The following is an 11,783-nucleotide window of genomic DNA, read 5'->3' as shown; positions in this document are numbered from 1 at the left end:
TGGCATTATTATCACCAGTACAACATGATCGAGTGGTTGAGAGCTAATCTGAAGATATCCTCGATCACTTAACCGTCCAAATGCACGCATCATAGCCCCGCTAAACCCGCTGTAGTCTCAACTTCCACCCTGCCGGAAATAGTATAGCGGTATGTGATATACACAATTTATATTAGCCCAAAACGGCCCTTTCCAAGCTTCAAGTGCCCCAATTCAAGGTATATTCGTTTGAGACAGAGTGCTTACGTTTACTCCAATAAACGTAAGCACTTTTTTCAACATGGCCGCCCTCCCCCAACGCGAACATGATGTCTCGGCCCAGAACCAGGGGTAAACCCCAACAAACCACCCGAACACTTCTGTTGGGTCCAGTGCAGCGGTTCACCGTCCTCCATGGAGTGACGTACTGATGCCATCCGAGCCAAAGACGGACTCCGACGATGAGACGGGTGCCATCGCCATCTCCTCCGTGGTCGAGGACTATCTGCTCGACAAGGGCAAGGGGCGGGATGGCGAGAGTGGGAACTATCGACGACACGCGGAGCGTGAGATCGACCGATTCCTCGAATTCCTCTCTGACAGACCTGGTTCTCCTGCGACCTTCGAGGAGCTGTCTGTCGCTGACCTTCGAGAGTACGCTCGATATCTCTCCCGCCAGGGCTGGGCTGAAGGCACTATCAAGAACTACTACGCGCACGTCTCGGGCTTCCTCGGATGGGCATCTCGGGAAGGGCATCTCTCAGAGAACCCAGCCCAGCGCACTCGGGCCAAGGAACCGCTGCCAGAAGACACGGGACGAAAATCGGGTGAGCAACAGGCGTGGTCCCGTGAGCACCGGGAGCAGTTGCTTTCATATGTCGACGAGCAGGCCTACAACGCGATTGACGCTATCAGTGATGACCCGAAAGCCGCGATCAAAGACTGTCGAAACCGAGCATTGGTCAATTTGCTCTGTTTTTCCGGTGTTCGCGGTGCTGAGATTCTTGCTGACATCGACGATGGCCGCCGTGGTCGAGATGGCCTACGATGGTCCGACCTTTCGCTTGGGGATAACAGTCTCCAGGTGCTCGCGAAGAAGCAGCGCTGGGATGACCGAGCACTGCCAGCACCCGCTGTACCGTCCCTGGAACGGTTGAAGCAGGTTCTGGACCCACCATCTGATGATTGGCCTGTCTTCCCTTCGCTCTCGTATTCAACGCTCGTTCAGGACTTCTCTAACAGTCTACTGGAGAGAGGGTACGATAACGAAGAAATAGAAAAAATACGCCTTGAAAAAGTCTCTGAAGGGGAACTCTCAATGATAGAACTCTGTGCTGAGTACGGGGTAGCACCCTCCGCTATGACGACGCATGGCGGTCGCGACGTCATGAAGCGTCTCACTGATCGGGCGGGAATTGAATTAGACGATGACACCCACGGATATCTCGCTCCTCATGGGGCTCGTCGAGCGGCTGGTGAAGTAATGGTCCGAAAATACGGACATGGTGAAGCTGCCCGACTGCTGGATAACTCTGAGCAGGTTGTTCGAGAGCACTACTCACATATCGAGGCCGGAGAGCTCGCTGATCTCGCTGCTGAAGCCTTCGACGAAGCCCCACAATCTGATAATCAAGATTCTACTGAGTAGATTCCGTCTTTTTTGTGCCTCAATGGATTATACGGATAATCCGCAGCAATCGGGATTACTGATGTTAGCTGGATTAAACAGATTATCCAGGTAATCCAAATTATCCCCGACATGTGGACTGACGGATTATCTTGATTATCTGTATTATATAGATTATCCGTATTTCACTCTGTTCCAGAGTCCCCTCACATACGTATTATCCGTATAATCCAGTATGGTCAAAGTTCCCTTAGAACGCTAAACACTCCGTACATACTGTGTCTGACGTAATTTTATAAGATTGGCTGTCACAGAGAGATAATGTAGATAACACGGATGGGTCGGATAAGACGGATAATCCGGATAATACGACTAATACAAACAATCCATGACGTTTAGAGTTACAATATCAATGCAGAAGGGCGGCGTTGGAAAGTCGACGACCAGTATCAATACCGCAGGGGCGCTGAATGCCAGAGGCCACGATGTTCTCGTCGTCGACGCCGACCCACAAGGGGGTGCAACACTCAAAATGGGGCTTCGAGAGGAGTACCGGTCTGGTGAGTTTGCGTTGTTTGACGTTCTCAGCGATATGGGCGACCTCACGTATGATGATTTAGACCAGTTAATTATCGACTCTGCAGAGTTCGATATCGTCCCAAGCCACCTGAAGAACTTCAACCTCGAAAAATACCTGTACTCCGAAGCTGGCGGCCACGAATCTTTGCGAAAGGCCGTAGATCGGCTGGACACAGATTACGACTTCATCGTCATTGACAGTCCGCCAAACCTTGGCCCACTTTCTGACGGGGCACTAATAGCAGCTGAAAACGTCCTGTTCCCGAGTCATCCCAACACGATTGCGCGAGACAGTCTGGAGATACTGTTCGAGGAGATAGATACAATCGAGGCGAAATTCGACCAGTACAGTATCACGACGCTTGGAGCCGTACTCAATGAAGTTCCGTCTCAAGGCAATGTCGCTCGTGAGGTCGAGGAGTGGTTCTTCGAGACTTTCGGTGAAGACCATGTCTTCGATGTTCCCGAACGCGATGTCGTAGAACACGCGATAGAATATCGGACATCGATATTCGAGTACGATCCGGACGATGCTGGCTATCCCTGGGATGACGGTCCTCAGCAGGATGTGATCGCAGCGTACGACCGTATCGCTGATCACCTGGAGCAATACCAATGAGCGACGATAATCCACTGATGGACCGGTTTGAGGAGCATAAACCTCAGAGCAGCGACGAAGATGAGGACTCCTCAACGGGCGACGAGACAGCGTCTTCGGATAATACGGATAACTCGGACAATACAGAAGCGGTACAAGCAGAGGAGACAACCGAGACCTCGCCGAACAAAAGCGAACCGGACAGTCAGACCTCCGACGATTCTGACTCATCGGATACTGATACCAGACGGTCGAGGCCACATACTGCGATTTACATTTCAGAGGATCTCGTGGAGAAAGTCGACGAGCGATACCGGAAGATCAATGGCCAGCTGATGATCGACGGCAAGGAAGAAATCGAGAAGCACAAACACTTCTTTGAAGGTCTGATCAAGGCTGGTCTAGATCATGATGATCTTGAGGAGATTGTTTTGAATCAGCGAAGCAAATAGATTTGAAGATAACTCACTTACTGCCCACATCGCTTTTGGTGAATATCAGTTCCGAGAGGTTGACAGGTACTGATATATACCTCAGCCATCGATATACCACAGCGACAAGCATACTCATCAAGTCTGACCCGCAGAAAATGAGCAAATCATTTTCGAGCCTTTAGGAGGGTGCTTCGACGATAGCTGCACCATTGGAGGGTGTTTGACTATCGGTGTGGGTAGACGTGAGTGTGAAGTCGCCTTCTCATCAGAGTTGAGCTACAGCCAGTCTGGCGAGGACTCCCGATAGTGCGTATGTGTGGATATTATGAGGTTCTGGACCTGAACGGTCTATTCTGTATTTATCATCGTATCACGTACTAGCTTGCGAAGAGAGACTTTCGTCACCGATTGAAATGCCCTATCTAGCAATGAATCCCGACGGAGATCGTGTCCTTCCGCTCGACGTCGGGGTAAATGACCACGTCCTGTGCCCACTGTGTGAGTGCAATCTGCGCGTTCGAAGCTCCCATTATAATCGTGGTAACTTTGTTGCAGAGCATTTCTTTCATCCTGCGGGGTCGATGTGTCCGGGAGAATCTACTGTTCAAGCCAAAAGGCCGTGGTGAATCGCCAGACATAGCTTGATTTCACTGTTTTAGCGATTGCTTGATGTTGTGAACCGCACACATCAGAACGAGTTCACGAAATTCACCGTACCAGGTTCGCGCACGCACGGCGTCGCCGAGCGTGCGCTTGATCGTGGAGAAGACGGTCTCACACATGGCTCTCTGGCGGTATCGCGGCTCATCGATTCGCGCGTTGTGCGCGTGATCGATGGGCCGGAACTCTCGATGTTTGATTAGCGGTCTTACGCCCTCTTCGCGGAGTTTGTCGCGTAACTCCATCCAGTCGTACCCTTTGTCGGCAGCGAGGCTGGCGAGGGCGCCCGCGTTGCGGCGGGCGACCTGCCAGCCGAGCTGCGTGTCGTGGCGTTTCTCAGTCGTACAATGAACATCCAGAATTGCTTGGCTTTCCGTGTCGACGAGAGCTGTCGCTTTGAGCGTCTGAACCCGGTAATTCGTCCGCCGACAGTAGTGCTTGCTAGCGTTTTCTCTGTCGAAGAACGTTGCATCGATAGCGGCGTGACCGGATGGCTCGTGCTCCTGCGCCGAGAGGCGCAGCAGCACTCGCCAGAGTGCTGTCTTGATTCTATCAAACCACTTGACTAGCGTCGAGTGATCGGGGAGATCGGCCGCGTCGAGGCCGATCTCCCCGAGTATTTGTGGCATCTCGCTCAGCAAATCAAGTGCTTCGCGGTAGGATTTTTCCAGGTAAACCCGCAGACAGTGCAGCGACACCACCGCATACTCGGCGAAGCCGCCACCCCCTTCGGGGGCGGCGACTTCACCTCGCTCACCAACAGCATTTTTAGCTAACTGGACCGCTTTCTGCGTGAAGTGGGAAATCTTAGACATGAACCATCGGCGGTTTCCCGCTTCAACTTTCTAGTTCTGACGGTCGAAGTCGACGCTATACAGCGATTCACCAGAGCCAGCCAAAATGAAAACCGTTGCGGCAATGAAGCTCAGGGAGTTCTTTCCGTCGGCATCTGTTGCCCACGAAGAACCGATCCCAAAGATAGAGCATACTGCTGATGTCATTGCTACCTTCGAAAGGCCCGTGTTTCCGTACGGGAACGGCATTGCCGTCGAGTTCCGGCCAACGAATGACGATAAACAAGTAGACGCTATATCGAGTGAGCTTCTCCTGGCGGGCTACGCAGTCTACTGGGCTTATCAGGAAGATTTCGACGGCCATGATATGACCTTTACAGAAGACCAACTTCGGACTCCATGGCCTCACGCTATCCCAATTACTGAAGATGTCGACGGCTACTCTGAAGTTGTCCAACAGCTCCTCAAACCAGACTCCCCCGATGCGGTTGAGATTTCTGTCCCGTTCCCGGATGAATATCTCCGTGCCCATGCCCTCGAAGTGGTCCCCCCGCTTCGGGGCTACTATGACTCGGGCACATCACCAGACGGCTGGCAGAAAATTTCCTCTATATCGCTCCACGGAAAGGGAACGGAGCGAGCATGGGTAAATGTGATCCAAGCTCCGTCTGATCACGTCTTCTTAGAGTTCTGGAAGAAAGACATGGACAAGGGAAATTCATCATATCTCATCTGCCATATCGGCGAAGAATTACCAGATCGGTTTGAGCAGTTCATGGACAGCGCTCAAGCCTGGTTCAAACGTGGGTATTCGAACGAGAATAGCAACCTGTGGGTATCAGGACCATCAATAAGTTTCTGTGGAACATCACTATGCGAGAGTTGGTTATCTCTCGCGAAGACTCCGAGAGGTCCGGTAAGAATCATTATCGGCCGCAAAGACCTGAAAGGGAACACTCGCACCTGGTCAGTCCCATATCGAAAAGGCGATCTCAGCCGACTAGCAGCGCTTCGCCACCCGGTCAAGCAAGTTTTCTGCGAAAGGGATTGAACTCTTCTCAGGACTATTTATAGGTCATTCCAGTCGGGTGCGAACTCTCGCCGTATCAAACGAGGTTCGTATTCCGTGTGGATTATCTCTAATGGTTCCGTGTGGGCGGCCTTTGTTGGATACTGTTTCAATTTTCCATCTTGGGGGCTTCCGTCGGATGCCTCACTGAGTTCGTTTTTCCGGTCACGAAGCATTCTGAGTATACCCTCCCGTCTTCCCCTATTTCTCTCGTGAGAAATATAGGCGTCGAGACTCTCTGCCTCGGTAAACATTCGAATCGCTGCCCTAATGACACGTAATCTTGTAGCAGCAAGAAGTTTCTCTGGAGGAATCGTTTCTAGAACCGCCTTGTCGGTGGCCATTAGTAGTCAAAGGCTGCATTCGGGTCCTCAGACTGGGTCTGACCGAGGCGATCCCAGCTCTCCAGTAGTGTACAAGCTTCGTCGACGATGCCCTTGATAGCAGAGTCTGTCGAACCCTCCGTAGACGGCTCTTTCAGATGGCACTTCAGTTCCAGTGCATCTTCGAGCCGAATCGACGGATGGTGGTGATACAGTGAACTAGCTACTTTTTGTTCCAGACCGTCACGCTCAACATCAGGACCGAGATCTTCTCTGACGATAGCGCGAAGGTGCTTTACACGGCGGATGTGCGCGATGCTTTCCTCTGAGAAAACGGGTGGTCGAGAAACGGTTTGTGACGCTGTGATGGAGTCCATTGAATTCAAGCCCTCGCCTCTATTGGGGGAAACAAATTCGCCAGAGTGGAGTTCCTTCTTCTACGCTACAATTCTCCTTGCAGAGTTGATGGCTGACAGGCTCGCCCACAGTCGGTGGTGATTGTGGGTTTTGCTATCTACGGACTGTCTACGGCGTAATCAAGCCCTCGTGGTATTCGATGTATGCCCGCTCGGTTTCTGAGCGAAATGCCCGGATACTGCCGTCGGTATACTGGTGGACGATTGCATGTTCGAGTGGTGTCGTCTCATCGTCTTCGGGGTCAAGTCGATCCTCCCAATCATCCGGACCCTCGTAGTCACCCGCTTCAGAGATGTGCATTCCGTTTGCAAACACCTCATCGTCTGGCACCTGGACAGCCTCACCTAAACGGTCAACCGGGGCCGTCCCCTCACGAGGCCAGACACCGCGTTCTTTCCAGAACAAGCGCATCTCACGAAGGCTCTTCTTCACTGTTTCCCTGATGGAGAGATGGTCGCTTCGTTGCCAGCCTTCCCGACTCCAATATTCACCGATATAGGCGACTTTGTGCGCACCGTTCCAATCCAGCCCGACGATATCTGCAGGTGGATCGCCGAACAACGTTGGTGAGGTCAACTGTTGAATCACCTCCCACTGTTTGGTTGGGCTTGCTCCTAGCAGGTGTACACGCCGTCCACGCCAGTCCGAGTAGTCCGAGAAGTCTGAGGCCAGGATATCTGAGTATCCCATTGAGTAGCCTAATACAATCTCTGTGCCCGGTACGTCGGCTGAACCGACGATATCGATTGCCTCGTGGCATTTTGGGACTATGATGAGCGTTGAGTCTGGATACTCTGTTTTCAGCTCACGGACTGCTTCGACGAAGATATGTGCTTCATCGGCTGAACGTGCGTCTCCGACGACATCAATTTCGGGCTCGATTTTCCGAAATCGCGACAGATATCTCTGCAGGTCTGGATTCTTGAAGTCATTATCCAACATCAGTATTGGGACGTCGACGTTACGGAGAGTAGTTGTCTGCAGGCTACAGTCTTCACGAACCCCAGTCACGAAGCCTACCTCATATGCGTCTGTCGCGAATGGGTGCCGAGACAGAAATGCAACATAGGTTGCTTGTCGGGCTCGTGCGACTTTCTCGGCGACATCGGTGTGGTCATTGAGTCCCTCAGAGCGTCTTTCCGGTTGAACAGTCGGCCCTGACGCGACATTCTTAGAAGTAATGGTGTTTCCCATGACGAAGGTGTAACCGGGCATTTGGCGGCGCACAGGCTCGTCGCCGATAAATTCAGCTGCGTCTCACGTTCCGAAGTTCTCCACAGCGGGGTACTGACCTCGCTCCGTTATGCTGAGATTGCCGAAATTATGTGCTCTGGTTACGGTATACTCCGCCAAAATCCAATTGCTACCGCTCTGCACCCGTCTCTAATGCCATCTGCAACTGGGTAATGGTGTTACGGACATCTTCTGTCCAAGGACCACCCTCGGGTGCACGTGATTCGAGATCCCCCAGCTCATCTCGGGCAATACTCAGTGCGTCAGCAATAACCGTTCGAGCGACTGTCGCATGTGTCTCTGTATCATACACGCTCTCTTCGGTGTTCAGGAATTGCTTTTGCTTGTAAATGAGTCCCCCGTCTACCCAGTCGTTCCAGAGCTGTTCTAAGTCGACTGTCCCAGTTCCTCCTCCGGAATATTCCAACCGGATTGAGCCGCTCTGCTCATCCACGTCGGTAACTCCCAGCGTTTCCGTACCATCGGAAATATACACTGGCGAAGCCGGGGTAGCTTCGTCGAACGTCAATTCCGCAATCGCCTGTTCGTAATCCGGTTCACCACTCTCTGTCCTTGGGAAGGATTCACTCATTAGTATTTATTTCCTGCATCTATCTTGGTTGAGTCCGTTTCACACATCCTACGGCTTGATAGAAAGCTCTGAAAGCTGTCTTTAACACTACTGGATCTACACAGGTAGAAACTGGCCTTATTCTGCCCCGACTGCAGCGTCGTCAGTGGCCCCGTTTGCTGGGACAAGTTCTTCGTGTGCTCGAGCTTCCATGCACCTACAGCAGAATACCCCGTTGTCAGCGATGTCGTCACCCACAATATCCCCGTTTTTCCAAGTCTCTTCGGTGTATCCCCCGTTCTCCAGTTCGTACACTGCACCGAACTGAACCTGTTCGACAACCCACGAGAATTTACCCTCCAGACACTCCGGACAGACGAGCATCATCGTACCTCGATTAGAGAGACGTCTCCGATACGATATGCATCGACGAGACCGGCAGCATCCAGTACGGCCCGGGCTAGCGCGTTCCCTCTGGCGTAGGCAGCGCATTGGTTTGGCGCAACCACCGATAGAATCACCTCGATTGAGGCGAGGTCGAGTTCCCTAATCTGCAGTGCCATCGAGAACTCATCAGCTACCTCTCGGTCGGTATTTTCCAGAGTTATTTCGATTACGACATCGTAGACTTGCTGTTCCCGGCCAGGTTTCCTATCTGTACTTCTCGAAGCCATCACCTCGTCGGGTGAGACAAACCTGCAGGAGATACAAGCTATTCCTCATCGGCATTGAGTCTGGATTTCTGTCGAGGTTCAGTTTCGAACAGGCACCTGGCGTTGGCTTGGCCGCCACCCAACGTCCGCTGGTCAACCTCGGTGTTGACGAAGAGTGCTTCTTGTCTCCCCTCCGTGCCGTTCCCTCCGTTGCTCGCTCGGATAGCAGACAATGGTCTGTCATCGACGAACTCTTGGCTCCCTCCACTGTCGATTCGTGGGGTTCTGGCCTGTGTGTCGATATCCAGCCCGTGGTCAGACAGTGTGGTTTCGAAGGGTGTGTCATCGATTTCGAGCAGTTCAGTCTCGTCGATACCGTCAGAGCTGACCGTATCTTCTACGAATACACTCTGATGATGGACCGCGAACGATCGCTCTGTGCAGCTGCTTTTCTTAGGATTCTCTGTAGACATGATATCCTCGTCGGCGGAAAAGACTCCGTTAACGGCGTCACTAGATAGCCGTCACGTTCCCGCCAGTCCGCCCGCGGAAAATAAACCAGAGTAGTTCGCGGAGGGTGGGGCCACCTACTCAGACTCTATCTGATGATCCCAATCTCTAGAACGCGTCCTCAGGAATACTCAACCGGTCAAGTGCCCAGTCTTCAATTTCAGGTCGTGTCATCGGGTGGGGTAGCTCTTGATGTCCCACTGGTCGTGCCAGAAACGATCCATCATCATCGTGTAGATCCTCTCGGTAATAACCGAGCCAATACCGCTCTAACCCTTTGACACCCGGACCATCCATTATCGTTAGCATCCTGTAAGAATCGGCTTCGACATCGGATTTAGGACTGTGAGTGGGATATCTTTGGGCGACATTCACGGTTTGCAACACGTCGAGATTCCGCATAAAATAGAGGAGTTTACAACCGTTACAACCCGGTTTCTCGGCGATTTCAGTCTCTCCACATCGGCTATCCGAGTTCAAAGTCGACAAGAGATCCCTGTGAGGTTTCTTCAGCAGCGTTTCTGTCTTCCTCTCCGAAGAATCGTGACACGACCCAATCCGTCTCTTCAGCAGTCAATACGGATACTGGTCGTTCCCCTTTGAGCATCCGTCCTGTTCCAGCGGACCACACTTTCTGAGGCTTGAGTTTCAGAGCGTCACCGAGGAGAACATACCCAATGACATCGTTGAGTACGAAGTTGATTACTGCCATCTTCGCACACAGCGAATCCTTTTCGTATCCAAGGAAGACAGCCGGGACCTCGGGAGCAACTGTCCGTAACTGCCGAGCACTGTCCACGATAAGTCGTCCACTCCCACACCCGGATATGTCACCGATGACCAGTGGATCATCAAGTGTTGCCTCTCGTAGATCCCCGTCGTCTGAAATAGTCATCGCTGCCATCGCTCGGCTTACCGGTCCTGGTGTGAAGTACTGGCCAAAGCGGTCGCTAGTCAGGCCGTAGTGTTCGTACACCCCACCCAGAATATCCTCATTTGAATCTTCTATTCCGAGGACTAATCCCCCAAGAGCCTCGGCATGAAGATTGACTAGTTGGCCTACAGCATCCTCATCGAATCCGTTGCTCCCGTATCGGCTGAGTGTTTTCTGATAGCTTTCTTCATCACCGCTGAAGCTAGCGAGTGTTAGGTTGACCCAGTCGGAAAACACTCGAAACGGGGTGTCTCCGGTTTCTTGATGAATCGAGTCAAGAGGATCAGTTACCCTCTTTCGGATATCATCGTCCAGTAATGTAGTCATGTGTGTACAAACGAAAGTCGGCTCAGTTGGTCGTCGGTCGGTGCGTCGCGGCTATTTCGGGACTGACGAATCGCCGTGCCCGATGTGGAATATCGATACCTCTGGCCTTCGGGATGAAGATCGATGACGATTCGAACCCACAGATATTGCTCGCAAGCAATTCGTGTTTGCACATGACCCGCCACGCTTGGTCATGCTTGTACGGACAGAAGCAGGTCAATCCATCTCCCCAGGGAATGAAGGGGTACCGACTACCGTTAACAAAGCGACCAACCAATAGTGGTGCAGGCAATTCGATTCCAAAGTCCGCGATAGAGGGAGCGGGATCCGAATCCGTATGGCTGAATTCTGACTCACGATAGACGAACTCTTCCGGGAGGTTCTGCTGTCTGGCGTATTTTTTCGGGTCCGTGTCCTCACTGACAACGACTATTCCCTCAAACACATTATCCTCGGTCAATGCAGCAGTGGCTATTGATGGCCCCTTCCCACCACCGATGAGCGTTCCATATGAGGACTTCTTGAGTATCTGGTACAGGTTCTTACCGGGAATCGATTCTCGGTACCAGTTTACGCGTCGTTCTCTCGCTTTTTCGAGTGCGCTTTCGGTGTCGTCGTGCTCTCTGACCTCCTCTAATTGTGCTGCAAGGTAGACTGGAGCATCCGCTATCACAGCGCTGTCCTCTGGGCATTCGAAGAAGCGTTCTTCTTCTCTCACCCGGTTAAGACAGGACTCCTCAGCGAATTGTAGCCCATTCGGTTTCGCCGGCCCTCGGAGCCAAGGGTCGGTAGACGGATCATCAGCATCGTAGGTCCAATGATTGTAATCGCTCAGTAGGTGGTCGGCCCGAATCCGCTCGCCGTTAATGAAATCGAGACGGATTTGATGTTCTATGGGCTCGATATCTGGCGGATCGACGCCAACCTCGTACTCATACCGCCGGTCGCTACGGGAGAGAGCTCCGGCTGGTAACGAGAGTGGTGGCACACGGTCGTCTGCTGATTCGATAGTTGGACTGCTCATGGAGTTCGGACGAAGCACCCTCACCCCTCTGGGGGCCACAAACTAGCGGTG

At 52.4% G+C, this 11,783-nt stretch carries 14 protein-coding genes; 4 read left to right on the top strand and 10 right to left on the bottom strand.

Features of this window, described 5'->3' with window-relative positions; genetic code table 11:
* The first annotated feature begins 409 nt into the window (after positions 1-409).
* From DVK00_RS18705 to DVK00_RS18695, 3 genes are all read left to right on the top strand, one after another.
* Complete coding sequence (locus tag DVK00_RS18705; RefSeq protein ID WP_121578239.1) at positions 410-1,627, top strand: phage integrase SAM-like domain-containing protein; 1,218 nt, start codon at positions 410-412, stop codon at positions 1,625-1,627.
* A gap of 367 nt (positions 1,628-1,994) precedes the next feature.
* The gene (locus DVK00_RS18700; protein ID WP_304999843.1) at positions 1,995-2,804 is read left to right on the top strand and encodes a ParA family protein; all 810 of its coding nucleotides are present in this window, start codon (positions 1,995-1,997) and stop codon (positions 2,802-2,804) included.
* A complete protein-coding gene (locus tag DVK00_RS18695) occupies positions 2,801-3,235 on the top strand; it encodes a hypothetical protein (protein WP_121578237.1) in 435 nt (144 codons plus the stop codon). The genes DVK00_RS18700 and DVK00_RS18695 overlap by 4 nt, the downstream gene beginning before the upstream one ends.
* Positions 3,236-3,864: 629 nt before the next feature.
* Here DVK00_RS18695 and DVK00_RS18690 read toward each other — a convergent pair.
* The gene (locus tag DVK00_RS18690) at positions 3,865-4,692 is read right to left on the bottom strand and encodes an IS5 family transposase (RefSeq protein WP_121578236.1); all 828 of its coding nucleotides are present in this window, start codon (positions 4,690-4,692) and stop codon (positions 3,865-3,867) included.
* Positions 4,693-4,777: 85 nt separating this feature from the next.
* On the opposite strand from DVK00_RS18690, the gene DVK00_RS21225 reads away from it, so the two are divergent.
* The gene (locus DVK00_RS21225; RefSeq protein WP_147435906.1) at positions 4,778-5,722 is read left to right on the top strand and encodes a hypothetical protein; all 945 of its coding nucleotides are present in this window, start codon (positions 4,778-4,780) and stop codon (positions 5,720-5,722) included.
* A 17-nt stretch (positions 5,723-5,739) separates the two neighbouring features.
* Here the strand turns inward: DVK00_RS21225 and DVK00_RS18680 are convergent, their stop codons facing one another.
* The 9 genes from DVK00_RS18680 to DVK00_RS18640 form a co-directional block, all read right to left on the bottom strand.
* Complete coding sequence (locus DVK00_RS18680; RefSeq protein WP_147435905.1) at positions 5,740-6,084, bottom strand: hypothetical protein; 345 nt, start codon at positions 6,082-6,084, stop codon at positions 5,740-5,742.
* Positions 6,084-6,440 carry a hypothetical protein gene (locus DVK00_RS18675; protein ID WP_121578233.1) on the bottom strand — a complete coding sequence of 119 codons (357 nt, stop codon included), beginning with the start codon at positions 6,438-6,440 and terminating at the stop codon, positions 6,084-6,086. The genes DVK00_RS18680 and DVK00_RS18675 overlap by 1 nt, the downstream gene beginning before the upstream one ends.
* Before the next feature lie 148 nt (positions 6,441-6,588).
* A complete protein-coding gene (locus tag DVK00_RS18670; protein ID WP_233560839.1) occupies positions 6,589-7,695 on the bottom strand; it encodes a DUF6610 family protein in 1,107 nt (368 codons plus the stop codon).
* 148 nt (positions 7,696-7,843) lie between these two features.
* A complete protein-coding gene (locus DVK00_RS18665; RefSeq protein WP_121578232.1) occupies positions 7,844-8,305 on the bottom strand; it encodes a hypothetical protein in 462 nt (153 codons plus the stop codon).
* Between the two features lie 117 nt (positions 8,306-8,422).
* Positions 8,423-8,671, bottom strand: a complete 249-nt coding sequence (locus DVK00_RS18660; protein WP_121578231.1) for a hypothetical protein — start codon at positions 8,669-8,671, stop codon at positions 8,423-8,425.
* Positions 8,668-8,958 carry a hypothetical protein gene (locus DVK00_RS18655; RefSeq protein WP_121578230.1) on the bottom strand — a complete coding sequence of 97 codons (291 nt, stop codon included), beginning with the start codon at positions 8,956-8,958 and terminating at the stop codon, positions 8,668-8,670. The genes DVK00_RS18660 and DVK00_RS18655 overlap by 4 nt, the downstream gene beginning before the upstream one ends.
* Before the next feature lie 38 nt (positions 8,959-8,996).
* A complete protein-coding gene (locus DVK00_RS18650) occupies positions 8,997-9,410 on the bottom strand; it encodes a hypothetical protein (RefSeq protein ID WP_121578229.1) in 414 nt (137 codons plus the stop codon).
* A 503-nt stretch (positions 9,411-9,913) separates the two neighbouring features.
* Positions 9,914-10,708: an N-6 DNA methylase gene (locus DVK00_RS18645; protein ID WP_121578228.1), complete on the bottom strand. Its 795-nt coding sequence runs from the start codon at positions 10,706-10,708 to the stop codon at positions 9,914-9,916.
* Between the two features lie 22 nt (positions 10,709-10,730).
* A complete protein-coding gene (locus DVK00_RS18640; RefSeq protein ID WP_147435904.1) occupies positions 10,731-11,732 on the bottom strand; it encodes a hypothetical protein in 1,002 nt (333 codons plus the stop codon).
* Positions 11,733-11,783: the final 51 nt, after the last annotated feature.

Source organism: Haloarcula sp. Atlit-47R, from assembly GCF_003665985.1.
GTDB lineage: Archaea > Halobacteriota > Halobacteria > Halobacteriales > Haloarculaceae > Haloarcula > Haloarcula taiwanensis.
Note: the sequence above shows the minus strand (reverse complement) of the source record. Positions and strands in the feature narration are given on the sequence as shown.